This is a genomic window from Actinopolymorpha sp. B11F2 (genome assembly GCF_040195635.1).
Taxonomy (GTDB): domain Bacteria; phylum Actinomycetota; class Actinomycetes; order Propionibacteriales; family Actinopolymorphaceae; genus Thermasporomyces.
Window position 1 is genome coordinate 214458 of sequence record NZ_JBEFTX010000013.1, and the last position, 26177, is coordinate 240634.

Consider the following 26177-nt stretch of genomic DNA (forward strand, 5'->3'; position numbering starts at 1 on the left):
CAGCGCGCCCGCGTACCCGCCGCGTCCGCCGCGCCCGCAGTCAGTCGACGACGCCGTACAGCCGGTCGCCCGCGTCTCCCAGCCCCGGAACGATGAAGCCCTTCTCGTTCAGATGGTCGTCCAGCCCGGCGGTCACCACCGTGACGGGAATCCCGATCCGCTCCAGCTGGGCCTCGAGGTGGGCGATCCCCTCGGGTGCGGCGAGCAGGCAGACGGCGGTGATCTCGTCGGCACCGCGGGCGACGAGGAACCCGATCGCGTCGGCCAGGGTGCCGCCGGTGGCGAGCATCGGATCGAGGACGTAACACTGCCGGCCGGACAGATCCTCCGGAATCCGTTGGGCGTACGTCGACGCCTTCAGGGTGCGCTCATCGCGGATCATGCCGAGAAAGCCCACCTCGGCCGTCGGCAGCAATCTGACCATTCCCTCGAGCATGCCGAGCCCCGCTCGCAGGATGGGTACGACCAAAGGCTTGGGTGCGGCGAGCTTGCGCCCCTGTGCGGCGGCGACCGGTGTCTGCACGGTGACGGGTTCGGTCCGGACTTCCCGGGTCGCTTCGTACGCCAGCAACGTCACCAGCTCGTCGGTCAGCTGCCGGAAGGTCGGCGAGTCCGTCGCGGCATTGCGCAGGACCGTCAGCTTGTGGGCGACGAGGGGATGGTCGGCCACGTGGATCCGCATCGGCAGGCACCTCGAAGCGATCGACGACAGGGAGTGTGTAGAGCCGGCTGGCATGGGGTACGCACGACCGGATGTGGCCCCGCGAGGGCGTTGATCCGGAGAGGACGCGGAGCCACCTTAGTAGCGTCAGCGCGATCTGGCAGTAGCGTCAGCGCGATCTGGCAGCGCCTTCGACGGCGTTCGACCAGCGCGTTCGACGGGGTGTCCAGAACCGGGGGGTTGGCAGGCGATCCATTCCGGCACCGGGAGTCGACCTCATGGCGAAGACCCAGCGACGTGAGACACCACGGGGCGAGCGCTCATCCACCCACGAACCGTCCCAGCCGGACAACCAGAGCGAACGCCTCCGGCGGCGCGCCGCGTTCCTCCGTGACCTGGCCGAGGCCAGGGAACTGCGGGCCCGGATCCGGCCCAGGCGTACCCGGCTCGCCCGGCTCCGCGACGCCCTCCGGCGCTCCACGTACCGCACCTCCTGAGCGGTCTGCCGCCGAACCGCGGCAATTGGGCGGAAAATCCTGGAGAAAAATGCGGTGCATTCTCCGCTGGGTCTGCCACGATCTCCCTTATGGCCGAGGAGAGCAGCACAACGGTCGACTTCGCTGTTGTGGTCTACCTCGAGGAGGGCTGCTGGCGGGCAACGTCGCTCGCCACCTGGGCAGCGCGTGACCTCGACACCCTGGTACGCACCCTGCGCCAGCATCCGGGCGACCGGGGATGCCTCGGGCTGGTCTCGGTCGATGACGACTTCTTCGTCCTGGTACGCGTCGATGGGGTGGATGTGAGGTACCTCCTCTCGGATGTCACCGCCGCCACCGAGTGGCCGCTTGCCCGGGCCGTCCTCGACGAACTCGCGCTTCCGGTGCCCGATGACGACGACGACCGTGCCCAGCCGGCCGGCGACCTGACCATCGTCGCCGACCTCGGCATGGCCGCCATGGAGATGGGCGCTCTGTGCGACGACTTCGACCTGTACCCCGACGAGATGCTCGCCAAGATCGCCGAGCGGCTCGGCTGCGGCGTGGCGTTCCACCAGGTGCTGGACACGGCGATCAGTTAGGCGTGTGACGGCTACCCCTGGGGTACGACGCAACAAATCCCGACTCGACGATGTTCTGACCCAAGAGAGTTCTGAGCCCGAAGAGAGTTCTGACCCCGAAGAGTGCTCTGGCCGAGGGTTCTGGCCCATGAGATCTGTGACGAAGGAATGGTGCGCGGTGTCCTACTTCGCGGCGGCGTTCGCCCGTAGAGGTGGCGACTGGTTGGCGACGGAGATCGACCTCGACGACGCCGAAGGCGTCGAGGGTGTGGCCGAAGCGGCGGCCGAGGTCGATGCCGACGACGGGATCGTGGTCGTCCTGGTGGAGGAAGAGGAGTGGTTCGGCGTCGTACGTGTCGAACCCGACGAAGATCCGCGAGTGTTCGTGTCCGACGGCGCCGAGGCCGGCCGTACGCCCGTCGGCGGGACACTCGTGAGTGAGATCGCGGCCGACTATCTCGACGACGACGAGGTGCCGGTGAGCGGCAGGGGTGTGGCGCTGCCCGCGGAGCCGTTGGGTGAGGCGGGACTCCTCGACGATCTGGGCGCCTCCGCCGAGACGCTCAACCGGCTGGCGGGCGCGACCAGCACGACGCCTGCCGACGCCGTCGCCGAGATCGCCGAGCGGATCGGGTTCGTCGACGTCCTCGAGACAGTCCGCTGACACACAGCTCGGCCAGTCGGCCGGAGGCGTGGGACGACGCGATGCGCGTCGCCCTCGGCGAGGCGCGACTGGCGGAGTCGGCTGGTGACGTCCCCGTCGGCTGCGTGGTCGTCGATGCCGATGGGCAGGTCCTAGGCCGTGGCCACAACGCGCGGGAGGCCACCGCCGACCCGACTGCCCATGCCGAGGTCCTCGCGATCCGGCAGGCCGCGGCGGCGCGGGGTGGGTGGCGGCTCGACGGCTGCACGTTGGTCGTCACGCTCGAGCCGTGCACGATGTGTGCGGGCGCGGTGGTTCTCGCCCGGGTGGACAGGCTGGTGTTCGGCGCGTACGACGAGAAGGCCGGAGCGGTCGGTTCGCTCTGGGACGTCGTACGCGACCGGCGACTCAACCACCGGCCCGACGTCGTGAGTGGGGTCCTCGCCGACGAGTGCGCAGGACTGCTGCGTGACTTCTTCACCGCCCAGCGTCGCCCTCGCTGATCCCATGGGACCGCGCGATACGGCGTCCAGGAGAACGGCGTACTGGATGAGGGGACCCTCATCCAGCCCGGCGTCGCGTGAGGGTCCCGTCCGAGACCGCCTCGCCCGGGCGCCGGCGCTGGCGCAGGCTGGTACGGAACGCGGCCGGCGGCGCCACGGCACGGTCCGATAACCTACCCGCGGTGGCGTGTCCGAGCGGCCTATGGAGCACGCCTCGAAAGCGTGTGAGGGGCAACCCTCCGCGGGTTCAAATCCCGCCGCCACCGCGCCGATGAGCAGGGGACATGCCCGGCAGCCTCTACGGAGGTGCCGGGCATGTCGCCGCCTGGTCTCGGTTTCGCTCTCAGTTGACCCTTCGCCCTGGGGTTCCGACCCACCGGTACGCCGGTCGAGCGGCGGAGTGAGTGGGTCCGGCGCAGCGCCCGTGGCCTCCTGGGCTCAGGTGCGCGGGGCGTACGCCGGATAGGTGGCGGGATCCACGTCGGCATCCGGCCATCGCTTGCGCAGGTGTCGCGCTACCTCGCGAACCCATCCGGTGAGGTGCGGAAGGCAGCGGTGACGCTCGGCCGTGCTCGCTGCCAACTCGAGTGTGAAGACTCTCTGGACGCGGCTGCTGTCCCCCGCGGGGCGGGCGTCGATGCGGTCGAACCCGCCGAGGCGCTCGAGTGCCATCAGGTGACAGGAGGCCGCCATGGCGAACCCGAACGCGCCGTCGTCGGCCGCTTCCGGAACGCCACTGGCAAGAGCGGCGCGGTACTCGTCCTCGAGCCCGGTGGCTGCCGGGTCACCGACCGTGATCCACATCGGTCCCGGCACCGCCAGACTGGCGGCGTCGGTGAGCGCGTGCCGGAAGCCGGCGAACTCGAAGTCGGTGAGACGCCCGTCGTCGCCGTCGACCAGGAAGTTGTTGGAACCCGCGTCACCGTTGGAGAACGCAAGGAACGGCCCCGGCTCGGCGAGGACGGCGTGGACGCTCGCCAGTTCCCGCTCCGCCCGGAGCGGCATCGTGACGCCGAGGCCCTCGATCCGACGGCGGGTCTGCGTCCATCGCTGGCCCATGAAGCGCAGCCGTTCGATCTGCGGATCGACCGGCCCGTACGTGCGACGTCTGGCGTAATAGATCTCCGCGTGTCCTGCGGTAGCCGCGTGCAGCTGGCCCATGGTCCGCGCGAAGGACACCAGGCCGGTCTTCGCGCCGGCCGCGCCGTACCGGCGAATCTGATCGGCGAGCGGAACACGCGGGAACAGGTCCTCGAGCACCAGGACGCCCGTCGTCAGGTCGGATGCCACCAGCCGAGGCACCAGATCGACGCCGAGTTCGGCGAGGAACTCCAGTGCCGCTCGTTCAGTGCACACCTGCGCCGGGTCGGTACGGAACTCGCTGGGATCCTCTCGCAGCCACTTCACGATCACCGATCCAGGTACGAGGGCTGAGGTAGATGACTCCGAAGGCGGCTCGGCGAGATCGCAACGCGCGACTGACCAGGGCGCCAACTGCTCGGAGCGGGCAATGGTCACGGTCGTGTGGAACGCCTCCGACACCAGCGATTCCACCTCGGACAGGGCAGGACTCGGCACAGGTGGGTGTCCTTGCTCGGATTTGGCCGCCGATCTGGCCTGGCCAGTGTGCAACGGAAAAAGTCAGAGAACGAGTCTTGTCTTCGTTACGGGGCGCATGATCACGCTCGCCGCCGCACCCTGGCACCCCGGGAAGAGGACTGGGCCGAGTCAGGACCTTGGCCTCTCCCCTGCGGTTCATGGCCGCGGGCACCTTGGGCGATGAGGGGAGTACTTCTTAAGGTCCGCCTCGGTCAGGACGGATACTTGCTGGTGTCCTCGGGGTGATGACGCCCTCAGCGGGTGAAGGAGACCTCGAACGCAACCGTTCGAGGGGACTCCTGTGCTTGCTCAAGCTACCTCGTCGGAGTCGATTGGTACGCCGTTGTTGTGGGCGGCCAGCATTGCCGTACTCCTCATCTTGGTCGCCGCTGACTTCCTGGTGACCCGCCGCCCGCATGAGGTGTCGCTGCGCGAGGCCGTGGGCTGGTCGGTGTTCTATCTCTCCCTGCCGCTGGTGTTCGGCGTGGTCCTTTGGGCGGTATTCGGCGGTGCTCAGGCGCTGGAGTTCGTCACGGGCTTCGTGGTGGAGAAGTCCCTGTCGGTGGACAACCTTTTCGTGTTCATGCTCTTGCTGGCCGGCTTCGCGGTACCGGCCGAACTGCAGCAGCGCGTGCTGCTCTTCGGCATCGTCGGCGCACTGGTGCTGCGTGGCATCTTCATCGCGGCCGGTGCCGCGCTGCTGCAGGCCGGCACCTGGGCATTCCTGGTGTTCGGGGCGATCCTGTTCGTCACCGCCGTCAAGATCCTGCACGAAGCGCTGGCTGGGTCGAACTTCAGCCGCGACGTGTCGCAGATGCGCTCGGTGCGACTCCTCCGTCGGTTGATGCCGGTCACCGACGGCTACCGCGGCACCCGGCTGGCGGTCCGCGAGGATGGTCAACGTGCCCTGACCCCGTTGACGGTCGTGGTCGTCGCTGTGTTCGCCACCGACGTGGTCTTCGCCGTCGACTCTGTCCCAGCCGTCTACGGCATCACCCAAGACCCGTACCTGGTGTTCACCACCAACGCATTCGCCCTGCTCGGCCTGCGCGCCTTGTACTTCGTACTGCACACCGCACTGGGCAAACTCATCCACCTCAACTACGGGCTGGGGCTCATCCTCGCGTTCATCGGCGTCAAGCTGGTACTGCACTGGGCTCACGGGATCTGGCCCACCGTGCCCCAGGTCCCCACCCCGCTCTCCCTTGCCGTCATCGTGCTGATCCTGGCGGTCGTCACGCTGACCAGCGTGCGCGCCCGCAGCGGCGCTGAACAAGCCACACCCGGGAGCTGACCATGCTCACCGACATCCTCATCGAAATTGTCATGACCGTGCTCGTCCTGTCCTCACTCCTGATCACCTGTGCCGTGCTGCTGGACGCTCGTCCACCCCGAGGACCAGATCGGCCGCCTGGCCGTCGTCAGCGGCCTCGCGCTGTCCGCAGGTCCGCACGGGCGGCACACTCGGTTTCGTCAGGCCCTGCATGGGGGACGGCATCCAGGAGGCGTAACAGCGACGGCTGGCTGCTCCCGGCGGGGACGGTGGAGCGGGGGAAGCGTGGAACGCGGCACTGACGTTGTTATCACGGTCCGCTGCGCCGACGCCGACGCCGCCGGCCAAGCACTCAGCCTGCTCCGGACGTGCGATGCCGCCGGGCAGATCGAGCTGAGGGGCGGGATCGTGATCGAACGCGCCCCGGACGACAGACTGCAGATGCCCGCTGACCCCCACATGGTCGCTGGCGTCGCGACCGGCGGTGGGAGCCTCATCGGCATGCTGATGGACATTCTCGGCGGACCGCTGGGAATGTTGCTGGGGTGGCGTGGAGCGGCCGTGATCGCCGCCGCCGTGGATCTACGAATGGCCGAGAGAACGGGCGAGCTTGGTGGGCTCGCCGCGCTGAGCGTCTCGTCCCGCATCGGTAAGGCGGTCGTCCTTGCGGACATCACCGAGTTCGACCCCGAGATCATCGACTCCGAGATGGCCACGGTGGGTGGCACGGTGATCCGTCGCCCGGCCGACCTGGTGCTGGCAGAGCTTGCCGCGGCCGAGGACGCGGCGAAGGCAGCCGAGATGGAAGCGGTGCGTGTCCTGCGCCAGCAGCACATCGCCGAACGCAGAAAAGGTAGTGGCCATCGCGACACGTTCGACTGAGGGAACGCCAGCCACAGCTCCCACCTGATCCACACAGCCTTGAAGCACTGTCCGGTCGGCCGGACGCTCCTGCATGCCCCGGTCTGGGCTGGGCGCCACCAGCGACATGGGTCGGCAGCCTGTCCAACCACGCCTGAGTGCGGCACGTAGGCACCCGTTAGGCTTAGCCGGACAGGTTGGGGTCGTCAGCTGTGGACGGTCCGGGCGTGGGCTCGCAGACCTCGAAAGCGTGTGAGGGGCAACCCTCCGAGGGCTCAAATCCCGCCGCCACCGCCTGATGGGGGCCTGGACACGATCACCTGGTCATGTCCGGGCCCTCGTCGTATCCGGCGGCCATCCGTCGGGGGATGGCAAGGTGGTGGGTGGGGGGATAGGCACAAGGTGACAGTCGCCGAGCTGGACCAGTTCCTGTTGTACGGCACTGTCGTACTGCTCCTGGGTGTCCTGGCCGTGCGGTTCGCCGTACGGTTCGGCCTTCCCAGCCTGTTGATCTACCTCGCGATGGGCGTCGCGCTCGGCGAGTCCGGGCTCGGCATCCACTTCGACGACGCCCAGCTCGCGCACGCCCTCGGATTCGCGGCGCTGGTGATCATCCTCACCGAAGGTGGACTCACCACGCGCTGGTCCGATGTCCGGCCAGCGATGATTCCGGGTGTCGTCCTGGCGACAGTCGGCGTCGGCCTGAGCGTCGGCGTCGTCGCAGTCGCCGTCCATGTGCTGCTCGGGCTCGACTGGCAGTTGGCGTTCCTGCTGGGGGCCATCACGTCGCCGACCGACGCCGCCGCCGTCTTCTCGGTCCTGCGGCGAATGCCGCTGCCACGCCGACTCGCCGGCATCCTGGAAGCCGAGTCCGGCCTGAACGACGCACCCACGGTTCTCATCGTGACGACCCTCAGCTCGGCGTCGCTCGGCAGTCAGAACCCGGGTCTGGTCTCGCTCACGATCCTCGGCGAGTTGCTCCTGGGTGCCGCACTTGGGTGCCTGGTGGGGTTTGGTGGCGCGTGGATCCTGCGCCGGGTCGCGCTGGGGGCCTCCGGGCTCTATCCACTCGCCATCGTGTCCTTCGCCGTGTTGGCGTACGCCAGCGCCTCGGCCCTGCACGGCAGCGGATTCGCGGCCGTGTACGTCGCGTCGCTGATCCTCGGCAACTCCGAGCTGCCGCACCGACCGGCCGTGCGTTCGTTCATCGAAGGACTTGCCTGGCTGGCGCAGGTCGGGCTGTTCGTGATGCTGGGTCTGCTGGCCTGGCCGTCGCGGCTCGGACTCTCCGAGGTCGTCGCCGGGCTGGTCGCCGGCGTGGTGCTCACGTTCCTCGCCCGGCCGGTGTCGGTCGTGCTGTCACTGCTGCCGTTCCGGATTCCTGCCACCGAACACCTGTTCCTGTCGTGGGCAGGCCTGCGCGGCGCCGTCCCCATCGTTCTCGCGACCATCCCGATGGCGGCCGGCCTGGAGGGCGCGGACCGGCTTTTCGACATGGTCTTCGTCCTCGTGGTCGCCTTCACGCTCGTGCAGGCGCCGACACTGCCGGTCGTGGCGAGGCTGCTCCGGATCCACGGTGAGGACGAGGTACGCGACCTCGACATCGAGGCGGCGCCGCTGGAACGCGTCGAGGCCGACCTGCTGCAGGTCCGGATCTTCCCCGCATCGCGCCTCGCCGGTGTCGAGGTCGGCGAGATCCGCCTGCCGCGGGGCGCCTCGGTCGCCCTCGTCGTCCGCGAGGGACGCAGCATGGTGCCCACGCAGACGACCGTGCTGCGCGAGGCTGACGACGTTCTGGTTGTCACGCCACGCCGGTTGCGCGAGGCGACCGAACGACGGCTCCGGGCGGTCAGCCGCGGGGGCCGGCTCGCAGACTGGCTCGGCCGGAGCCGCGGGCAGGCCTAGCCCAGGCCTAGCCCCCCAGGGCCATCGGCGTGGGCGTCATCGTCACGCAGACGGGCACCCGGGTGTCGACCTCCATGGCCTTCGGGGCCTTGGAGACCAACCCGGCGTACTCGCTCCCGAGGATCACGTCGACCGAGGTGTCGGTGCGCTCATCGCCACGCCGGGTCTCGCCGGAGAGCTGCTCGCCGACCAGCAGGACCTCGGGGGCGTCCTTGTGCCGACCACGGACCTCGACGGTCTTGATCTTGGCGTCGTACGGAGAGTTGCCCACCTTCGCGATCGTGAATCCGCGCTGGCGGAGCAGGTCGGCCGTGCGATCGGCCAGGCCGCTGATCTTGCCGGCGTTGTAGACGTTCAACGTGACGGTCTGCGCGCTGATCCGCTGCTTCTCCTCGGGCTTCGGTGTCGAGCAGACCTGGGTGGGACTGGGCGCGGGTGCGACGTTGAGTACGGAGTCCCAGCCGTACCACGCGGCGCTGGACAACAGACCCAGGAGGACGAGCAGGGTGAAAGGTCCACGAATCCGTCGACGCCGCCTGCGCCGGATCTCCATCGAGTCGTAGGGCGTCATCTCGGACCTTTCCCCGTGCAGCGTGCTCAGCCTTCGAGTCGGAGCACGCGGGCGTGGAGCACCATCCGCTGGTGCAGAGCCGCGCGGAGCGCCCGGTGCAGTCCGTCTTCAAGATAAAGCTCTTGGCGGTATTCGACCACGTGCGCGAAGAGATCGCCGTAATAGGTGGAATCTTCTGCCAACAATGTGTCGAGATCAAGGGTGCGTTTGGTCGTGACCAGCTGGTCGAGCCTGATCGGGCGGGGTGGGAGCTGAGCCCAGTCGCGTTGGGTCGCTCCGTGATCGGGGTAGGGGCGACCGTCGCCGACTCGCTTGAAGATCACGCCTCGGCAGTGTAGTAGGCAGCGCTGGGTGGCCGATTGGAGACGCTGGGCGCCCATTTTCGAAACAATGACAATTCCACCAGTTCCCTACGATCTGGTGAGGCGCCCGTGTGGCATGGCGGCGCTGAGCAAAACGTCGATGCGATGATCGGGTACGCCGTCGTGCCGCGGGATGGAGTGAGGATGAAGAAGATCATCAACGATCCGTCGACCGTCGTCGAGGAGTCCCTGGCCGGTCTGGCCGCCGCCCATGCCGACCTGCTCCGGGTGGAGTTCGATCCGACATTCGTCGTACGAACGGACGCGCCGAGACCCGGCAAGGTCGGTGTCGTGTCCGGCGGCGGCAGCGGGCACGAACCCCTGCACGGCGGATTCGTCGGGCGGGGCATGCTCGACGCGGCCTGCCCGGGACCGGTCTTCACCTCGCCGACACCGGATCCGATCCTCGCGGCCACCCGGGTGGTGGACGGCGGTGCGGGCGTACTCCACATCGTGAAGAACTACACCGGCGACGTCCTGAACTTCGAGACCGCCGCAGAGTTGGCCGCGGCCGAGGACATCAGCGTCGAGGCGGTCGTGATCGACGACGACGTCGCCGTCAAGGACAGCCTCTACACGGCGGGACGCCGTGGCGTCGGCGGCACGGTGCTCGCCGAGAAGATCATCGGTGCCGCCGCCGAACGCGGCGACGACCTGCCGGCGCTCGCCACGCTCTGCCGGCGGGTCAACGCCCGGGTCCGCAGCATGGGCATGGCCCTCACGTCGTGCACCGTTCCCCATGCCGGCAAGCCGACGTTCGAGTTGGGCGAGCAGGAGATGGAGATCGGGATCGGCATTCACGGCGAGCCCGGCCGGGAGCGGCTGCCGCTCGAACCGGCCGACGCGATCGTCGAGCGTCTCCTCGGGCCGGTCGTGGCAGACCTGCCGTTCGGTTCCGGCGACGGGGTGTTGCTCTTCGTGAACGGCATGGGCGGTACGCCGTTGATGGAGCTCTACCTCGCCTACGGCCATGTGGAGAAGCTCCTGGCCGCGCAGGGGATCACGGTCGAACGCCGGCTGGTCGGCAACTACATCACCTCCCTGGAGATGCAGGGCATGTCGATCACGTTGCTGAAGCTCGACGAGGAGATGGTCGAGCTCTGGGACGCGCCCGTCCACACGCCGGCGTTGCGGTGGGGCGTCTGAACGCGGAACGGGTACGCGGCGAGAGGATGAGGACGTGGCCGTGACGACGCAGGACCTCGTGACCTTCGTGACCGCGTACGCCGAGGTGATCGCGGCGAACCGGGCGTACCTCATCGATCTCGACGCCGCCATCGGGGACGCCGACCACGGCGAGAACCTCGACCGTGGGATGAAGGCGGCGATGGCGGAACTCGCCGACGCGCCGGACGAGGTCGCGCCGGCGGAGGTGCTCCGCAGGGTCGCCACGGCGCTGGTGTCCAAGGTGGGCGGGGCGGCCGGGCCGCTCTACGGCACCGCGTTCCTCCGGGCCTCCGGTGCGCTCCGTGGCAAGCCGGCACTCGACGCTCCCGATGTCGTTGCCGCGATCGGGGCCGGCCTCGACGGGGTGGTCGCCCGAGGCAAGGCGGTGGCCGGAGACAAGACGATGGTCGACGCCTGGGAGCCGGCGGCGCGGGCGGCCGAGCAGGCGGTGTCGGCGGGAACACCGCTCGCCGGGGCGCTGGCCGCCGCGGCCGACGCCGCCGAGGAGGGGATGCGGGCCACGGTTCCGCTGGTGGCCCGCAAGGGCCGCGCCAGCTACCTCGGCGAACGCAGTGCGGGACACCAGGATCCGGGCGCGACGTCGACCGCGATGCTGTTCCGGGCGATGGCCGACGTCGCCGCCCGTGGGACGGGCGGTGGGGGACCGGCAGAGCCCGCGGGCCAGGCCTAGAGGTGCCCGGTGGATCGCTGCGCTCGACTGCCATGACCGTCGGACTCGTTCTCGTCGCGCACGTGGCCGAGCTGGCTGTGGGCGTACGTACCCTCGCCGCGCAGATGGCGCCCGAGGTCCCGATCGTCGCCGCGGGAGGTACGGACGAGGGTGGGGTCGGCACGAGCTTCGCCAAGGTGGAGGTGGCCGTCAGCGACGTCCTGGCAGACGCGGCCGGCGTCAGCGGCGTGGTCGTGCTCTACGACCTCGGCAGCGCCCAGATGACTGCCGACATGGTGCGGGACACGCTCGACCCCTCGCAGGTGGACCTGGTGCGGGTCGTCGACGCGCCCCTGGTCGAAGGTGCTCTCGCGGCCGCGACGACGGCCGCTGGCGGTGGCACGCTCGACCAGGTGGTCGAGGCCGCAACCGCAGCCGGTACGCAGGCGCGCGGTACGCAGGGGGCCGGTACGCAGGCAGCCGGTATCCAGGGGCCCGGGGTGGAAGAGTCATCCCGTCCGTACGAGGAGACGGCTCAGGTCACGGCGACCGCCGTCCTGCGCAATCCCGCGGGCCTTCACGCCCGGCCGGCGGCCGACCTGGCACGGCTCGCCAGCGGGTATACGGAGTCGGCGACGGTCACCGTCGGACGGATCGGCCAGCCCGGCGTCGATGCCCGCAGCGTCCTCGGCGTCGTCGCCCAGGGTCTGCGGACCGGTGACGAGATCGGGCTCGTCGCCACCGGGCCGAGGGCGCAGGCCGCGATCGACGCCATCCTCGAGATGGTCGCCGACGGTTTCGGCGAACTCGAGGCGGCTCCACCACCGGCCGCTCAGCCGGTCGAGGCGCCGCCGACGGCTCAGCCGGCCGAGGCGCCGCCGACCGCTCAGCCGGCCGAGGCGACGTCTGCACCACCGGCACCGCCAGGAGCGGGACGCGGCGAGCACGCGGTCCGCAGCTCCGATGCCGGCGTCCTTCGCGGGGTCCCGGCATCGCCTGGCACCGCCGTCGGACCGGTGCGACACCTTCATCGCGGCGCACCGGTCCTTCCGGAGCCCGACGACACCAGGCCGCCCGACCCCCGCCGCGAGCGTGCACGTCTCGAAGCAGCCTTCGACCGGGCCGACGCCGAGCTCGCCACCCGTGCCCGCACTGTCGGCAGTGGGCCGGCTGCCGACATCGCCGCCGCTCACCGGGCGATGCTGGCCGACCCCACTCTGCGCGCCACGGCACTGGATCAGGTCGACGCCGGAACGCCGGCGGAGCACGCCTGGTGGCAGAGCGTCCAGGAGGCGGGGGAGTTGCTGGCCGGCGGCGCGTCGTACGTCGCCGAGCGCGCGGCCGACGTCGACGACATCGGCCGCGCGGTTCTCGCCGCACTGGGCGTCGACCTGCCCCACGTCGCACCGGAGGACGTCGCGGGCGCGGTGCTGGTCGCCGCCGACCTGCTGCCGTCCGACGTCACGACGCTGGCCGATGCCCGTGTCGCGGGAATCGCCCTCGCCGGGGGCGGCATGACCGCCCACGTCAGCATCATCGCCCGTGGCCTCGAGCTTCCGCTGGTGGTCGGGCTCGGCCCACCGATCCTCGAACTCACCGACGGCACCACCCTGATCCTGGACGCCCAGGCCGGGAGCGTGCACGTCGACCCCGCACCGGCAGCGCGGGAGGCAGCGCTCGTACAGGCCCGCCAACGCAGCGACGCACGCGCCGACGCGCGCGCGATGTCGGTGCGTACGTCCATCCGGTATGCCGGCCGGCGGGTACGCGTCAGCGCCAACATCGCCAGCGCCGCGGAGGCGCGCGCCGCCGTGGCGGAGGGTGCCGACGGCGTGGGCCTGCTCCGGACCGAACTCATGTATGTCGACAGGCCCAGGTTGCCCGACGAGGACGCGCAGGTGGCCGAGCTCACCGCGATCCTGCGGGCACTGGGTGACCTACCGGTCGTCGTACGCACCCTCGACGTCGGCGGCGACAAGCTCCTGCCCGCCCTCGCCCTCGACCCGATCCGCCACGGGCCGCTCGGCGAGCGCGGGCTCCGCCACGGCCTGCGCCACCCCGAGATCCTGCGGACGCAGGTCCGAGCCATTCTCCGCGCGGCGTACGAAGGAACCGGCGAGGTCTCGGTGATGGCGCCGATGGTGACGGTGCCGGAGGAGGCGCGGGCGTTCCGGCAGCTGGTCGACGACGCGGGCGACGCGCTGGCTGCCGAAGGCCGTGCGTACTCCCGTCCTGCCCGGGTGGGTGTCATGGTCGAGGTGCCGGCGGGCGCGCTCGCGGCGGCCGAGATCTGCGCGGAGGTCGACTTCGTGAGTGTGGGGAGCAACGACCTTGCGCAGTACCTCCTGGCGGCGGACCGGACCAACGCCGCGGTCGGTCACCTCTACCGGCAGGACCACCCGGCCGTGTGGCGGGTGATCGAGCTGCTGGTGGCCGACGCCCGGCAGGCGGGATGCGAGGTCGCGGTGTGCGGGGAGTTGGCAGGCGATCCGGCGGCCGCCGGTCGCCTGGTCGCGCTCGGCGTGGACGAGCTGTCCATGACCCCCGCGTCGATCCCCGGCGTCAAGCAAGCCTTGCACCGGGCGTACGGCGGCTGAGGGAGACCGCGGGCGTCCGTCAGCCGTACGAACGGATCGGTCTGACGCTGCTGCTGGCGGTCGCGAGCGCCTGCGGATGGCCGCTGGAGAGGTTGTGCCGTGCCGCGAGCAGCGCGGTGACGAGTTCGCCGTGCCACTGCGCGCCGTCTCGACCCACCGCACCGCGGGCGGCCCGGTCGGCGAAGAACGCGAGCTCCGTCACCGCCGTCTGGTAGTCGCGGACCGCCTTGGCCGCATCGGCCCCCCACCGCGCCTTGACCGCACGACGCCAGCCACGCCGTCCGGACAGGCTGGCCAGCAGGCGTACCTCGTCGGGCCAGACCCACCCCGCCGCCACGAACCCCGGCAGCTGGATCGCCACGATCCGGCGTTCGCGCTTGCGTTGCCAGATCACGATGATGGCCAGGCCGATGAACAGCGGCACCATGACGACCACGTAGAACGCGAGGAAACCCGCGCCACTGAAGAGGAATGCCGAGCCGTTCCACAGCGCGTGGAGGAAGACGGCCGCGAGGTAGCCGAGGACCGGCAGGAGGAACCTCGCGGGGTTCGTACTCCGCGTCATCGCCCCGACCGCGAGGCCTGTCATGGCCGTGAACATCGGATGCGCGAACGGCGAGAGTACGCAGCGGAGACCGAACAGCACCAGGCCGCCCTGGAGGCCGTCCTCGGAGAACGCGGTACCGAGATAGAGGATGTTCTCGGTGAAGGCGAATCCGACGCCGACGAGTCCCGCGTAGACGATGCCGTCCACGATCCCGTCGAACTCTCTCCGCTTCGCCAGCACCAGGATCAGCAGGAAGAGCCCCTTGAAGCCCTCCTCCACGACGGGCGCGGTGACGATGCCGCCGAGGGCGTCACCCGCTTCGACTCCGGTGACGGCCACCCAGGCGAGGTCGAGGACGAAGCTGCTGACCAGCGCGGCCACCGTGGACACGCCGGCACCCCACAGGAACGCGGTGAGCAGCAGCCGGCCGGGCTCGGGTTCCCACCGGTCGAGCCACAGGAACACGCCCACGACCGGGAGTACCGGCAGCAACGCGAAGAACGTGCCCAGCGCGGTGGGGACGGGGCCCGCCCCGAAGACGGTGAGGCCGAGCAGCGGAAGGATCAACGCGGCCATGAGGACGAGCAGGATGACCGGCGGATACACCCTGCGGCGCTGGCTTACGGCCCACGGTCGATGGTGCGGCGCCGCCATGCCGGGTCCCCATGGCTCGGCGCTCTGACCAGGAGGCGGGCCGTAACCAGGAGCCGGGCCGTGACCGGGTGGCGTGCCGTGACCGGGTGGCGTGCCGTGACCGGGTGGCGGGACAGTCATGCGGACAGAGCCTAGGGGGTCCGTTGTGGATCGTGACCGGCCACCGCAGCGGCGAAGATCAACGGTGTCGAAAGGGACCGCGTCGGCGGACGTGGCCGGATCAGGCAGCGCTGGTCACCTGCCATGTGAGGCCCCGCGGGTGCGTCTCCCGAGACCAGATACCTCACGTAGGCAAATATGTACGTACGGTGAGTAGTGCTGGCCAAGCTCAGCCGGGCTCTCGTGAGATGGGGCCCTCTCGCGGTACCGTCAGCCAGGTGATCGTCGTAACAGCTGCTCTGAAGGGCGGGGTGGGCAAGACCACCACCTCCGTCTACCTCGCGGCGCTCGCGACCACCAACCGCCGCGCCGCCATCCTCGTCGACGCGGATCCGCAGGCCAGCGCGGCGGAATGGATCGAGCACGCGGCCGACGAACGCTTCGAGCGGATCACCGTTGTCGAGGCGCCGACCGATCGGCTGCTCACCCGGGCGCTCAACAAAGCTGAACCCGACGATGTCGTCATCGTCGACACCCCTCCCGCGCACGAACGCCTCACCGCGAAGGCCGTCGGCCGCGCTGACGTCGTGGTCGTTCCCACCAGGGTGGGCGGTATCGAGATGCCGAGGGTCGAGGCCCTGATGGAGATCGTGCCCAACGGCACGCCCGCCGGCCTCGTGATCTGCTCTGCCCGGACCTTCACCCGAAGCTACCGCGACGCGCTCGACGTGTGGTCGGAGGCGAAGGTGCCCGTCTGGGGCACCGCGCCGGAACGCGTCGCCATCACCGCGGGACCCACCGGCCCGCTCAGCTTCGACGGGCTCGAGGCCTACCGCAAAGTCTGGCGCCGCGCCCAGGCCGCCGCTCGCGCCGCCGCCTGACCCGCTCGCCGGTCCAGCACCGGACCTGTCCGACCGAGCCCGGACGGATCACCTGAACACCGCATGCAAGCGCCGGTAGCGTGACGCGGCGACGATCATTAGGTGATCGACCAGCGACCATGCCGTCGAGTCCGGTACGGGTGAGAGTGATGGGCAGACACGACAGCCGGCCGCAGGTCCTTCCCGCACTCGCGCGAGTGATGTGCCTCATGGTGGTCGCGGTGGTAGGACTTGCCGGGACCGTCGCCTGGGCGCCCCGCACGATGCTCGGCGGTCCGCCGGGCTCGAGCGCGCACAAGTCCTCCGAGAAGACCCCGTTCGGATCGACAGCCCCACCGATCACGCCGGAAGAGGCGGAAGAGGCTGCCGAGGCCGCGCTCAACGACAAGGTGGACGGTGCACCAGGGGCCGGTTCGCGGGTCCTGGGAATTCCTTCGCCGATGCTCGCCGCCTATCGCCGCGCCGCCACGACCCTGGCCCGTACGGACCCTGGCTGCCATCTGCAGTGGTGGATCCTCGCCGGCATCGGCAAGGTCGAGTCCAACCACGCCCGCGGCGGGCGGGTGGACGCGAAGGGTCGTACGAACGGCGAGATCCTCGGCCCCAGGCTGGACGGATCGCTCGCGAACACCGCCGTCATCCGCGACTCCGACGACGGCCGGCTGGACCGGGATTCGGCGTACGACCGGGCGGTCGGTCCGATGCAGTTCCTGCCGGGTACGTGGCGTACCTGGGCGGCGGACGGCAACGACGACGGCGTCCGCGACCCGCACAACATCTACGACGCGACCCTGGCCGCGGGTCGCTACCTGTGTGCCGGCTCGGCCGACCTGTCGACTCCCTCCGGGCTCTCCCGGGCGATCCTGCGCTACAACCCGTCCGGGGCGTACCTGCGTTCGGTCCTGGGTTGGGCCGCGTCCTACCGGGACGGCGGGCGTGCGGTGCCGGCGCAGAACGGCCCGGTGGGCTCGGGACCCGAACCGCCGCGACGCGGGTCGTTGCCGAACGTTCCGGGCATGCCAGGTCCCATCCGCGACCTCCCATCCTCCGACTCGCCACCTGACAGTGGTCCAGGCGGGAGGAGTACTTCGCCGTCGCCGTCACCTTCGCCGAGTCCCTCGGGTCCGAAGCCGACTCCGCCGCCGGACCCGCCGAAGGACCCGGACCCGCCTAAGGACCCGGACCCGCCTAAGGACCCGGACCCGCCGGAAGACCCGGACCCGCCGGAAGACCCGGACCCGCCGGAAGACCCGACGCCGACGGAGAGCCCGGACCCGACGCCGACAATCTCGACGCCTTCTCCGGAGCCGACGGACCCGACGCCCACGCCGACCGATCCTTCGCCGACGTGCCCGGCGCCGACAGAGCCGACGCCGACACCGACGCCGTCCCCGTCGCCCACGCCGACGGGCACACCTACACCGTCGCCGACCTGCCCCGAACCCGAACCGACCAACGCGACACCGACCGCTTCACCCGCGCCCAACCCCGCATAGCCAGTGGCGCATCCGGAGGAAGGGGACGGCGGCGCCGGACCTCGCCAGCGAGTCGTCAACCGATAGCTGTCTGGTGCGGAGCGGGGGCGCGCTCGTGGGGATGCTCGTGGGCGTGACCTTCCAGGCGAGCAGTTCACGCCGGCCCGCTGCAAATGACCACGCTGAGTGGGTCTGCGGTATCTGGACAGGTGTCGGTACCTGTTCCAGGTGCTGAAGACCTACTCAGCGTGGTCATTTGCGGGACCAGGCCCGGGCCCGGGCGCGAGGGTCCTCCGGGGCGACGGGCTCATAGATCGCAGACCAGGTTTCCGCCAAGGTTCCCTTCTTGGGAAAGGATTCGGAAGCCGTGTTGTTCGAGTTCGGCCCGGAGTGCCTCGGGCCGGAGATGCCTGCGATGCGGCATCCCGTTGTGGAGAACGATTCCGGTTGACGGGTCGTACGAGCAGTCGTCCTCGTACACCCGATCGGGGTCGTACATCGCCGTCGAGATCAGGTAATGACCGTTGCGGTCCAATGCGGATCGTACGGCTGCGAAGAGCCTCGAACGATCGTCGGTTGTGACGATGCTCTGCAGACAGAAGCCGTCGACGACCAGGGTGTAGGAGGCCTGGAAGGTCGTCTGACAGACATCTCGTACCTCGAAGTCGATTGTCAGTCCGCTTTCCGCGGCGAACTGGCGCGCCATGGTGATCGCGGTCGGAATCAGATCGACGGCATGAACCCGGAACCCCTCAGCAGCAAAGAAGCGTGCGGCCCGCCCTGTGCCGCATCCGTACTCCAGTACGCGGGCACCGGAAGAGATTTCGAGCCTGGAAAGGGCAGTTTCGAGGAAGGCCTGGTGCGGAAAACCATCGTCGTTGAACAGGTCGTTCCACTCCGACTTGCCTTCACGTGCAAGCCGTTCGTACGCCGCCTGGTGTTCGGCGTAGTAGTACTCGCCAGCCATCGTGTTATCACCTGACCGCTCGTTGTCGGGAACGGCGGAGCAGCGTGGTGACCTCCTGCCGGTTGTGGGGGAGATGCCTGGTGGCGAGGACGTCGTACGCCTCGGTCAGCACGGCATGCGCGCTGGCGATGCCGGGTCCAGGGCGGGTGGACGGCAGCTTGATCGTCATGATCGCGTAGCCACCCGGACGCAGCTGCTCGGCGACCGCGCACATCAGCTGCGCGGAGGCGACCGGATCGAGGTTGGTGTCGTTGACGAGCACGTCGACGCGGGTGCCGCCGAGGTCGAGCGTCTCCGCCCGCGCCCGCAGGTGGACGACCCGCGGATGGGCGGCGACCTGCGGATGGAGGTTGCCCGGATCGACCGCGTAGACGGTGAGACCGCGCTCGGCCAGCAGGTACGACCATCCGCCCGGCGCGGCGCCGAGGTCCATCGCTTGACCCGCGGCAGGCAACGGTACGCCGAAGACGTCGAGTGCCTCGGCCAGCTTGTGCTCCGCGCGTGAGATCAACGTCGGCTGGCTCGCCCGCCGGCGGTGCTGGTCGGCGTGGGGCGGGTGGGTGAGGCCGAGCAGCGCGCGGCCACCTTCGAGGTAGACCGAGACGATCTGCTCCGGTGCGGCGAGGTCGATCGGCAAGCTCTGCGCGTCAAAAAGCGCTGTGCCCACGCGGATCTCGACGTCGCGGGTGGTGTAGGCCGTGACCGGATGGCGGCCGCCAATGCTGTCCCGCCCCTTGCGGCACTCGACCGCGAAGCTCCGGCCCGACGTGAGCGGCAGCGTCCGCGCGGCGACGACGATGAGGTCGACGTCCCCCACTTCACCGGCCAGCACCACCTCGAGGTCGACCGGGACGATGCTGTGCGCGAACGTCACCGGCTCCGCCCGCGCGGCCGGCACCAGGTCGTGCCCGGGCTTTCCGGCCCGCAGCTCCGTCGTGTCGTCGTGGAGTTGGGACACCTTGGTCACGCCGGGATCGACCTGCCGCAGTTCGGCGATGTTCGTACGCACAAACCGCGGGTAGCCGCTCACCACGTACGTCGGCCGGTCGCCCGGATCCGCCCACGCGTGCATCATGTGCATCGCATACTGCTGCGCGGCCGGGTCGGACAGCTGAGCCCTGAGGCCGATGTCCACCTGGTCGATCCGGAAGTGTGCCGCCGCCCAGTTCCACGTGGCGTCCTCGTCCAGGTCCAACAGCCGGTAACCGCTCATGGCCCGGACCAGCGCGCGGCGCCGGTCCCAGCGCTCGTCGCCGCCCAGCTGGATCCGCATCGTCGGCGTATGGCCCATGCTCTGGTAGAACTCCGCCCCGTCCAACGGGTCGTGCGATATCAGGCGCACCTGCCCCCGCTCGTGAGCCGCCGCCGCGCCGGCGCGCACCAGATCGGCGACCACGGGGTACGCATCGACGTGCGGGCTCACCACGACGTCGTAGTAGGTCATCCGGTTGGGGTGTGGCGTACCGAGGAAGATCCCCACCACACCTTCGCGGTCTTCCGCGCACCACACCGACTCGGCGTTCTTCTGGACGAGCGACCAGTAGTGCTGGAAGTCGCGACCGTTGCGGTCCATCGAGCCCGGTGCCGCAGCTTCGAGCAACTCCAGGCCGGCGCTGAGCGGACCGGCCTCGCGTACGCCGGAGATCCGGTACATGTGGCCACATGGTTCACCCAGCGCTCGCCCGCGGGCAACCAGGTTTTGCGCTCTCAACCGGCGACGCGGAGGTGAGTGGGGCCGTCTGTCCGTTGCCGCAGCTCGCTGACCACGGCCCGCGGTAGGGTCCCCGGCACGTCGACGGATGGAGGGAAGATGGTGCCACCGACGTCCGGCACGGCCGGCGAGAAGGAGATCCTGCACGCCTGGCTGGAGCAGCACCGCGACGCCGTGCTGTGGAAGCTCGAAGGGCTGGACGCCGTTCAGCTGCGCCGGCCGATGACCCATCCGACGGGGACCAACCTGCTCGGACTCGTCAAGCATCTCGCCGGCATGGAGGCGGCGTGGCTGTGCGGGCCGTTCGGGCGGGAGACCGACCCGATGCCGTGGTACGAAGGTGAGCGCGGCATGCATGGCGACGACATGTGGGCCGCGCAGGACGAGTCGGCCGACTTCATCGCCACGCTCTATCGCCGCACCTGCGCCGTCGCCGACCAGACGATCAGCGAACTCGACCTCGACGCCACGGGTACGCGATGGACGGGCGAGAAGATCTCGTTGCGCTACGCGCTCATCACCATGGTCGGGGAGACCGCCCGTCACGCGGGGCACGCCGACATCGTCCGCGAGCTCCTCGACGGCACGATCGGCGCCTTCCGGGACATGCCGTACGCGGACGGTTCGGACGAGGAGTTCTGGCGGTCGTACCTCGCTCGGATGCGAGCGGGCACCGGTACGGAGGACGCCGCGGGCGACGGGTCGGCGCGCTGAAGGTTCCCTTCGATCGTCGTGAGAGTCCTGGGTACGGTGCTGGGGTGCACATCCGTGACTATGGCGACGGCGACTGGCCGTCGATCTGGCCCATCTTCGGCGAGATCGTCGCCGCGGGGGAGACCTACGCCTACGACCCGGACTGGACGTCGCCTGAGGCGGAGGCCATCTGGGTCGAGCGCCCACCCGGGGCGACGGTCGTGGCGGTCGAGGACGACGGGCGGATCGTGGGTACGGCGAAGATGGGTCCCAACCGTCCGGGGCGGGGCTCGCACGTCGCCACGGCGAGTTTCATGGTCGCCCGCAGTGCGCGCGGTCGAGGAGTCGGTCGGGCGCTCGGGGGACACGTACTCTCCTGGGCCCGCGACCACGGCTATGCCGCGATGCAGTTCAACGCCGTCGTGGAATCCAATCTCGCCGCCGTACGCCTGTGGAAGGCGATCGGGTTCGAGATCATCGGGACGGTGCCCGAGGCGTTCGAACACCCCACGCTCGGACGCGTCGGCCTCCACGTCATGTACCAGCGCCTCTGACCCGGTGTTTCTGGGCGCGTGTCGACCAGCGTGGCTATGGTCCACGACCCTAGGTCCTTCGGTTCGCGACTGGATCATTCGTGGTCGAGCACGCAGAACAGGTTTCCCTCAGTGTCGCGGAGCACCAGGAAGTCCGCCCCATCCGGATAGGGCCAGTCGGGCACCCGTTGCGCGCCCAGGGAGAGGAGCCGCTCGACCTCGGCCTGCTGTTCGGCACGATCCGCGGTGTGAAGATCCAGGTGCGTACGATCCCGCTGGTACAGCGCCAGGCTCGGGCCGTCACCGCCAGGCGGAACCAGGATGTCCGCGGCCCGGGGGTGTGGTGTGTAGCCGAGTGCGGCCGCCCAGAACTGGGCGGCGCGCTTCCAGTCGGTTGCGTTCAGGCAGATCACTCCGATGCTCACCATGGGTCAGCTCCTTGGCTCTGGCTCGCGGAGAAGCGGAAGCGACGTCGGATCCAGCGTGGCAGTCGTACGGGACATCCTCTGTCCTGTTCAGCCACGAAAGGGCATAGGGGGCGCCGTCGTTTTGGGTGCTGGCCGATCCGGACGGAACAAGGCCTGCCTGTGCACCTGGCAGGGCCGCCTCTGAAAAGTCCTGCCAGGGCAGGACGCCGAACGTCCGGACAGCTCGCACATCGACCAAGGATGGCGAGAAACAGGACACAGCGCTGGCCGGTTAGCTCCCCTATCGTGAGCAGCCATGACCGCGAACCACACCGCGTTTGGACACCACGTTGGGAGAGCGGAGCGATGAGCACTGAGGCGCTGACCGGGCAGCAGGTCGCCGATGCCGGACTCGATGGCTGGGCGTTCCTTCTCTACTACGGTCAAGGCGGGCTCGAGACCCGGATTCACACCAAGGACTTCGTCACCAGCCTGAAGGTCGTCAATGCGATCGGGGAGGCTGCTGAGGAGTTGAACCACCATGCCGAACTCGACCTCCGTACGTCTCGGGTCGACGTCCGGCTGAGCAGCCGCGACGGCGGCGGCGTGACCGAGCGCGACCTCAGGCTCGCCCGCCGGGTCTGCGACATCGCCGCGGCAGCGGGCGCCGAACTCGAGTGCCGAAGCGTTTCTCGGATCGAGTTTGGCCTGGACACCCCGGACTACCCCGAAGATCGCGCCGTTCTGGGCCGCGGTGCTGGACAGGCACCACGTCCTCGGCAACGACGAATGGGGTGACGTGGGCGACCAGCACCACGCACTGCCGCTGATCTACTTCCAGCGCTCCAGTAGCGAACAGCCCCGGCCACGCTGGCATCCCGACGTCTGGGTCGACCCCGCACAGGTACAGCCGCGGATCGACGCCGCCCTCGCCGCCGGCGGAACACTGGTCAGTGACCAACATGCACCGTCGTTCTGGGTGCTCTCCGACCCGGACGGCAACACGATCCGCCTGTGCACCTGGCAACCAGGCGACACCGTCCTCTGCGACTCGCAATACCGACCGGGATGACCTCTCAAGACCTCACTGGGTTCGCCGTGCTGACGCTCAACTGCAGCAGGACGTGACGGCGTAACTCAGTGGTGGCGCCAGCTACGCCGGTGTCAGACTTCGCTGAATGCATGATCCCGAAATCGTCCCCCTGCTTGGCGTGCGGTGGCCCGTGATCGATCACCGGTTCGCCCAAGCCCGTCTTCAGGGCCTGGGTTGGACGATGTGTGGTCGGGGGACTGGGCTTAGAGATCAGTTCAGAATGAGTCGGCGTGTCGTGCGTGACCTGGGTCGGATGATGATCAAGGGTGTGGTGGGTGTGTGATGAGGTACTCACCGACGAGTTGTGGGCTCGGCTGGAGCCGTTGACTCCGGTGCCGCCGCGGCGTTTCCGATTTCCTGGCCGCCGGCGGTGCAGTGATCGGGCCGCGCTGGAAGGCATCTTGTACGTGACCCGAACCGGTATCGGCTGGACAAGCTGCCGACGAAGCTGTTCGGCGCCTCGGGTGCGACTTGCTGGAGGCGGCTGGCCGAATGGCAGGAAGCTGGTGTGTGGCAACGGTTACACGAGACGCTCTTGGCCGAGCTGCGCGCCGCCGGACTGCTCGAACTCACCGATGCGCTGGTTGATTCCTCGCATCTGCGTGCCCTCAAGGGGGGGACCACACCGGTCCCAGCCCGGTCGACCGTCGCAAGATCGGTTCCAAACACCACCTGATCACCGACGCGGCCGGCATCCCGCTGGCGGTCAGGCTCACCGGCGGGCATCGCAACGACGTCACTCAGCTGATTCCGCTCATCGATGCCATCCCCGCAATCCGCGGACTGGTCGGACGGCCATGGCGACGGCCACAACGCCTCTACGCCGACCGCGGCTACGACCACGACAAGTACCGTCACCTGGTTCGAGCCAAGAACATCACGCCGGTCATCGCCAGACGCGGCACCGCGCACGGATCCGGCCTCGGTGTGTCCGCTGGCCGGTCGAGCGGACCTTCGCCTGGCTTCACGGGTTCACACGACTACGCATCCGCTACGAACGCCGAGCAGACATACACCAAGCACTCCTCAACCTCGCCTGCTCCATCATCTGCCTACGCAAACTCATTCTGAACTGATCTCTTATCCTCGATCCGTGGAGCCGCTGGCGTGACCGTCCTTGGTCGACATGAGCTGTGCGGGGCGCAGGTGGGCGTGGCGTATCTGCTGGTCTGCCCAGCTGTTCCATTGTGGGTTTTCCGGTCGGGCCTGCGCCGCACTCGTGGTCCAAGGCTACGCCGCTGTTCGATGACGAGCGCCTCGTGTCGTGCGCAGGGCTGGCCCCGGTGATGGGGTTGGCCGAGCGGCGGGCCTGTCGGAGCTGGTTTTGAGCAAGGTCGCCATCGGCGCGACCAGGGTGAAGTCAGCTGGGGCCAACCCGGCAGGCAAGCGCCGTTGCAGAGGAGCTCGTCGTCCAGGGGCCCGGTCCTGACCAGCTTCCGGCGGTCAGTGAATAACGGGGCCCGGACAATGGCGCCGTGACTGGTTGTGGCCTCTACCGATCGGGTGGCCGTGGGACGTTGGATGCGGCCGACATCCAACGTTCCTGGGCCAGGGCTTGCAGCGGTTTACTGTCGGCCATGGGCAGCCTGGACCACGCTGGTCCAATAAGACGTGAGTCCTTGGCCGTCTAGGTCCTTGGTCGGACCACTCAGCTAGGCGGCCTAGGCGGCAGCTCGACATCTACGACGCCCCAGAAAGCGTACTTGGCGGTGAACTCGTCTGTGAACAGCAACGGAGCGCCGCTTTCGCGTCGCCAGCTGCCACCGTCATTCATCCCCCAGAACGAGACGGAGAACAGGCTGTCGGCGTGCTCTCGGAAGACCCGGAAAGCGTCGCGGTAGAAGTAGCCCTGCTCGACCAGTCTCGGTTGGGTCACCGGGACCCCGGTTGGCACATCGAGCTCGGTGACGGCCTGTTCCAGGCCGAGGGCCGCGACATCGTCGAGTGCGGCGTCGAGGGCCGCGATCGGGGTGGTGAGGTTGACGTGGAACTGGTGGCCGACAGCGTCCAGCGGTGCGCCGCGTCCCCGCAGCCGCTCGACCAGCGCGAGATACCGTGCCCGCTTGCCAGCGTTCTCGGTGCCGTAGTCGTTGATAAACAACGTCACTGGCCGGTCCGCCGAACGATCGGCGTAGACCTTGTTGAACGCCCTATCCGCATACTCAAACGCAAGGTCGACGAACTCCTCGCCGAGCACCCGATACCAGTCGCTGCGCCGCATGCCGTCGGCGTGAGACGTGCCGTTGTCGATCACCTCGTTCACCACTTCCCAGGCGACCAGTGGGTTGGTATCCGAGCCGAACGGTCCCCAACCCATCGCCAGATACCTCGCCACCGAGAAGATGTGGGTGCGCATGCGCCCGCGCAGGATCTCCTGGTCTGCCGGGGAGTTTGTGAGCGGCGCGCCGTCGTCATTCTGGAAGAACCAGGCAGGCGTCTGGGCATGCCACACCAGTACGTGGCCATAGACTCGCATACCGTGGGCCTGCGCGTAGTCCATGATCTCCGTCGCCCCGGCGCTGCCGACGAACTGCTTGGCATCGTTGTACCAGGCATACGGCTTCGTATAATTCTCGCCAGTCATCTGGCTAAAGTGCCGTGAGAGCACCTTCCCCGGCACCCCAATCATGTCCTGGTGCTCAACGCAGGTGCCGAGCGGGAAGGGAACGGCCTCGTGGAGAGGGTCGAGCGTCAGTGCGTCCTCACCCCCGATCGAGGGTGAGGACGCACGGGCCTTGGGTGCTGCCACGGCCGAAGCCGCCGTTGCGGCCAGCGGAATCGCGCCCATTGCGGCCAGAAATGCTCGCCGGGCTGTCGGCTGGCTGGGTGTCGTGTTGTGTGAGCGTGGCGTCATTGGCCTTTCGCCTCTCGGTTGTGATTATTGGCTACCTCTAGTACGTGTTGTCTCGTAGTCGTGCGTCGCCGGAGTCGCTGGTGTACGGGAACCACCGAGGCACTCGGTTGTAGGCGGTGAGGCGTCGCGGGCTAGGTGCGTCGGGCTTGCCGTCGTGCCAGGGGCGGCGGTCGGGCGAGGATGTGCTGGAGTCTGCGGATCGAGACTCGAGGTGGATGTAATCGCCGTCGTTCCAGGTCGAGCCAGTGACCCATTGGATTAGGTCATCTAGGAGAAGTACCACTGCTCCGGGTTGGTGTTGGCCGGGCAGGCCCAGATGTGTGACTCCGGGAAGATCTCGGGGATGTTGTGCAGGTTGTTCTTCGCGATGCCGTAGCTCTCCGGGATCCGCACT

General features: G+C 69.0%; 25 protein-coding genes, 1 tRNA gene and 1 pseudogene. 18 read left to right on the top strand and 9 right to left on the bottom strand.

Features of this window, described 5'->3' with window-relative positions; translation table 11 throughout:
• Window positions 1-40: 40 nt before the first annotated feature.
• On the bottom strand, window positions 41-682 hold the full coding sequence (gene upp, locus ABN034_RS22915) for a uracil phosphoribosyltransferase (protein WP_349325786.1): 642 nt from the start codon (window positions 680-682) through the stop codon (window positions 41-43).
• 257 nt (window positions 683-939) lie between these two features.
• Here upp and ABN034_RS22920 point away from each other — a divergent pair, with 257 nt between their 5' ends.
• The 5 genes from ABN034_RS22920 to ABN034_RS22940 all read left to right on the top strand — a co-directional run bounded on the left by ABN034_RS22920 (window position 940) and on the right by ABN034_RS22940 (window position 3130).
• On the top strand, window positions 940-1158 hold the full coding sequence (locus tag ABN034_RS22920) for a hypothetical protein (RefSeq protein WP_349693064.1): 219 nt from the start codon (window positions 940-942) through the stop codon (window positions 1156-1158).
• An 89-nt stretch (window positions 1159-1247) separates the two neighbouring features.
• The gene (locus ABN034_RS22925; RefSeq protein ID WP_349325784.1) at window positions 1248-1739 is read left to right on the top strand and encodes a tRNA adenosine deaminase-associated protein; all 492 of its coding nucleotides are present in this window, start codon (window positions 1248-1250) and stop codon (window positions 1737-1739) included.
• A 127-nt stretch (window positions 1740-1866) separates the two neighbouring features.
• The gene (locus tag ABN034_RS22930; protein WP_349693065.1) at window positions 1867-2382 is read left to right on the top strand and encodes a tRNA adenosine deaminase-associated protein; all 516 of its coding nucleotides are present in this window, start codon (window positions 1867-1869) and stop codon (window positions 2380-2382) included.
• Between the two features lie 41 nt (window positions 2383-2423).
• On the top strand, window positions 2424-2864 hold the full coding sequence (gene tadA / locus ABN034_RS22935) for a tRNA adenosine(34) deaminase TadA (protein WP_502879075.1): 441 nt from the start codon (window positions 2424-2426) through the stop codon (window positions 2862-2864).
• Between the two features lie 181 nt (window positions 2865-3045).
• A tRNA-Ser gene (locus ABN034_RS22940) sits at window positions 3046-3130 on the top strand.
• Between the two features lie 172 nt (window positions 3131-3302).
• Here the strand turns inward: ABN034_RS22940 and ABN034_RS22945 are convergent.
• On the bottom strand, window positions 3303-4442 hold the full coding sequence (locus ABN034_RS22945; protein WP_349693066.1) for an aminoglycoside phosphotransferase family protein: 1140 nt from the start codon (window positions 4440-4442) through the stop codon (window positions 3303-3305).
• A gap of 322 nt (window positions 4443-4764) precedes the next feature.
• Here ABN034_RS22945 and ABN034_RS22950 point away from each other — a divergent pair, with 322 nt between their 5' ends.
• From ABN034_RS22950 to ABN034_RS22960, 3 genes are all read left to right on the top strand, one after another.
• The gene (locus ABN034_RS22950; protein ID WP_349693067.1) at window positions 4765-5757 is read left to right on the top strand and encodes a TerC/Alx family metal homeostasis membrane protein; all 993 of its coding nucleotides are present in this window, start codon (window positions 4765-4767) and stop codon (window positions 5755-5757) included.
• Between the two features lie 264 nt (window positions 5758-6021).
• The gene (locus ABN034_RS22955; protein WP_349693068.1) at window positions 6022-6618 is read left to right on the top strand and encodes a hypothetical protein; all 597 of its coding nucleotides are present in this window, start codon (window positions 6022-6024) and stop codon (window positions 6616-6618) included.
• A gap of 381 nt (window positions 6619-6999) precedes the next feature.
• Window positions 7000-8502, top strand: coding sequence for a potassium/proton antiporter (locus ABN034_RS22960; protein ID WP_349693069.1), 1503 nt, complete (start codon window positions 7000-7002; stop codon window positions 8500-8502).
• Between the two features lie 7 nt (window positions 8503-8509).
• On the opposite strand, the gene ABN034_RS22965 is transcribed toward ABN034_RS22960, so the two are convergent.
• The gene (locus ABN034_RS22965; protein WP_349693070.1) at window positions 8510-9073 is read right to left on the bottom strand and encodes a LytR C-terminal domain-containing protein; all 564 of its coding nucleotides are present in this window, start codon (window positions 9071-9073) and stop codon (window positions 8510-8512) included.
• A 26-nt stretch (window positions 9074-9099) separates the two neighbouring features.
• A complete protein-coding gene (locus ABN034_RS22970) occupies window positions 9100-9396 on the bottom strand; it encodes a type II toxin-antitoxin system VapB family antitoxin (RefSeq protein ID WP_349325777.1) in 297 nt (98 codons plus the stop codon).
• Window positions 9397-9579: 183 nt separating this feature from the next.
• Here ABN034_RS22970 and dhaK point away from each other — a divergent pair, with 183 nt between their 5' ends.
• From dhaK to ptsP, 3 genes are read left to right on the top strand one after another with little or no spacing between them, the layout of a single operon-like run.
• Entirely contained in the window at window positions 9580-10581 is a 1002-nt protein-coding gene (dhaK, locus tag ABN034_RS22975; protein WP_349693071.1) for a dihydroxyacetone kinase subunit DhaK, read from the top strand.
• Between the two features lie 34 nt (window positions 10582-10615).
• Window positions 10616-11293, top strand: a complete 678-nt coding sequence (gene dhaL, locus ABN034_RS22980; RefSeq protein ID WP_349693072.1) for a dihydroxyacetone kinase subunit DhaL — start codon at window positions 10616-10618, stop codon at window positions 11291-11293.
• Window positions 11294-11325: 32 nt separating this feature from the next.
• Window positions 11326-13869 carry a phosphoenolpyruvate--protein phosphotransferase gene (gene ptsP / locus ABN034_RS22985; protein ID WP_349693073.1) on the top strand — a complete coding sequence of 848 codons (2544 nt, stop codon included), beginning with the start codon at window positions 11326-11328 and terminating at the stop codon, window positions 13867-13869.
• A gap of 19 nt (window positions 13870-13888) precedes the next feature.
• Here the strand turns inward: ptsP and ABN034_RS22990 are convergent, their stop codons facing one another.
• On the bottom strand, window positions 13889-15190 hold the full coding sequence (locus tag ABN034_RS22990; protein ID WP_349693074.1) for a PrsW family intramembrane metalloprotease: 1302 nt from the start codon (window positions 15188-15190) through the stop codon (window positions 13889-13891).
• Between the two features lie 257 nt (window positions 15191-15447).
• Between ABN034_RS22990 and ABN034_RS22995 the strand changes: the two genes are divergently transcribed.
• The gene (locus tag ABN034_RS22995) at window positions 15448-16050 is read left to right on the top strand and encodes an AAA family ATPase (RefSeq protein ID WP_349693075.1); all 603 of its coding nucleotides are present in this window, start codon (window positions 15448-15450) and stop codon (window positions 16048-16050) included.
• Window positions 16051-16199: 149 nt separating this feature from the next.
• Complete coding sequence (locus ABN034_RS23000; RefSeq protein ID WP_349693076.1) at window positions 16200-17546, top strand: lytic transglycosylase domain-containing protein; 1347 nt, start codon at window positions 16200-16202, stop codon at window positions 17544-17546.
• 286 nt (window positions 17547-17832) lie between these two features.
• Here the strand turns inward: ABN034_RS23000 and ABN034_RS23005 are convergent, their stop codons facing one another.
• Both ABN034_RS23005 and ABN034_RS23010 read right to left on the bottom strand, forming a co-directional pair.
• Entirely contained in the window at window positions 17833-18492 is a 660-nt protein-coding gene (locus tag ABN034_RS23005; protein ID WP_349693077.1) for a class I SAM-dependent methyltransferase, read from the bottom strand.
• A 7-nt stretch (window positions 18493-18499) separates the two neighbouring features.
• Window positions 18500-20146, bottom strand: coding sequence for an SAM-dependent methyltransferase (locus tag ABN034_RS23010; protein ID WP_349693078.1), 1647 nt, complete (start codon window positions 20144-20146; stop codon window positions 18500-18502).
• Between the two features lie 156 nt (window positions 20147-20302).
• Between ABN034_RS23010 and ABN034_RS23015 the strand changes: the two genes are divergently transcribed.
• Entirely contained in the window at window positions 20303-20917 is a 615-nt protein-coding gene (locus ABN034_RS23015; protein ID WP_349693079.1) for a DinB family protein, read from the top strand.
• A 44-nt stretch (window positions 20918-20961) separates the two neighbouring features.
• Window positions 20962-21450, top strand: a complete 489-nt coding sequence (locus tag ABN034_RS23020) for a GNAT family N-acetyltransferase (protein WP_349693080.1) — start codon at window positions 20962-20964, stop codon at window positions 21448-21450.
• 74 nt (window positions 21451-21524) lie between these two features.
• Here ABN034_RS23020 and ABN034_RS23025 read toward each other — a convergent pair whose 3' ends face one another.
• Complete coding sequence (locus ABN034_RS23025) at window positions 21525-21857, bottom strand: VOC family protein (RefSeq protein WP_349693081.1); 333 nt, start codon at window positions 21855-21857, stop codon at window positions 21525-21527.
• A 345-nt stretch (window positions 21858-22202) separates the two neighbouring features.
• On the opposite strand from ABN034_RS23025, the gene ABN034_RS23030 reads away from it, so the two are divergent.
• The 3 genes and pseudogenes from ABN034_RS23030 to ABN034_RS23040 all read left to right on the top strand — a co-directional run bounded on the left by ABN034_RS23030 (window position 22203) and on the right by ABN034_RS23040 (window position 24005).
• A complete protein-coding gene (locus ABN034_RS23030) occupies window positions 22203-22634 on the top strand; it encodes a 4a-hydroxytetrahydrobiopterin dehydratase (protein ID WP_349693082.1) in 432 nt (143 codons plus the stop codon).
• Window positions 22591-22908: a VOC family protein gene (locus ABN034_RS23035; RefSeq protein WP_349693083.1), complete on the top strand. Its 318-nt coding sequence runs from the start codon at window positions 22591-22593 to the stop codon at window positions 22906-22908. The genes ABN034_RS23030 and ABN034_RS23035 overlap by 44 nt, the downstream gene beginning before the upstream one ends.
• 296 nt (window positions 22909-23204) lie before the next feature.
• Window positions 23205-24005 (top strand): annotated as a pseudogene (locus ABN034_RS23040) (IS5 family transposase).
• A gap of 572 nt (window positions 24006-24577) precedes the next feature.
• On the opposite strand, the gene ABN034_RS23045 reads toward ABN034_RS23040, so the two are convergent.
• On the bottom strand, window positions 24578-25717 hold the full coding sequence (locus ABN034_RS23045; RefSeq protein ID WP_349693084.1) for an endo-1,4-beta-xylanase: 1140 nt from the start codon (window positions 25715-25717) through the stop codon (window positions 24578-24580).
• Between the last annotated feature and the right edge of the window lie 460 nt (window positions 25718-26177).

Bases quoted from the DNA above. Each gene is read 5' to 3' on its own strand.
- upp (WP_349325786.1), bottom strand. From the start codon at position 682: ATGCGGATCCACGTGGCCGACCATCCCCTCGTCGCCCACAAGCTGACG.
- ABN034_RS22920 (WP_349693064.1), top strand. From the start codon at position 940: ATGGCGAAGACCCAGCGACGTGAGACACCACGGGGCGAGCGCTCATCC.
- ABN034_RS22925 (WP_349325784.1), top strand. From the start codon at position 1,248: ATGGCCGAGGAGAGCAGCACAACGGTCGACTTCGCTGTTGTGGTCTAC.
- ABN034_RS22930 (WP_349693065.1), top strand. From the start codon at position 1,867: ATGAGATCTGTGACGAAGGAATGGTGCGCGGTGTCCTACTTCGCGGCG.
- tadA (WP_502879075.1), top strand. From the start codon at position 2,424: ATGCGCGTCGCCCTCGGCGAGGCGCGACTGGCGGAGTCGGCTGGTGAC.
- ABN034_RS22965 (WP_349693070.1), bottom strand. From the start codon at position 9,073: ATGACGCCCTACGACTCGATGGAGATCCGGCGCAGGCGGCGTCGACGG.
- dhaK (WP_349693071.1), top strand. From the start codon at position 9,580: ATGAAGAAGATCATCAACGATCCGTCGACCGTCGTCGAGGAGTCCCTG.
- ptsP (WP_349693073.1), top strand. From the start codon at position 11,326: ATGACCGTCGGACTCGTTCTCGTCGCGCACGTGGCCGAGCTGGCTGTG.
- ABN034_RS22990 (WP_349693074.1), bottom strand. From the start codon at position 15,190: ATGACTGTCCCGCCACCCGGTCACGGCACGCCACCCGGTCACGGCACG.
- ABN034_RS23000 (WP_349693076.1), top strand. From the start codon at position 16,200: ATGGGCAGACACGACAGCCGGCCGCAGGTCCTTCCCGCACTCGCGCGA.
- ABN034_RS23005 (WP_349693077.1), bottom strand. From the start codon at position 18,492: ATGGCTGGCGAGTACTACTACGCCGAACACCAGGCGGCGTACGAACGG.
- ABN034_RS23010 (WP_349693078.1), bottom strand. From the start codon at position 20,146: ATGTACCGGATCTCCGGCGTACGCGAGGCCGGTCCGCTCAGCGCCGGC.
- ABN034_RS23015 (WP_349693079.1), top strand. From the start codon at position 20,303: ATGGTGCCACCGACGTCCGGCACGGCCGGCGAGAAGGAGATCCTGCAC.
- ABN034_RS23025 (WP_349693081.1), bottom strand. From the start codon at position 21,857: ATGGTGAGCATCGGAGTGATCTGCCTGAACGCAACCGACTGGAAGCGC.
- ABN034_RS23030 (WP_349693082.1), top strand. From the start codon at position 22,203: ATGAGCACTGAGGCGCTGACCGGGCAGCAGGTCGCCGATGCCGGACTC.
- ABN034_RS23045 (WP_349693084.1), bottom strand. From the start codon at position 25,717: ATGGGCGCGATTCCGCTGGCCGCAACGGCGGCTTCGGCCGTGGCAGCA.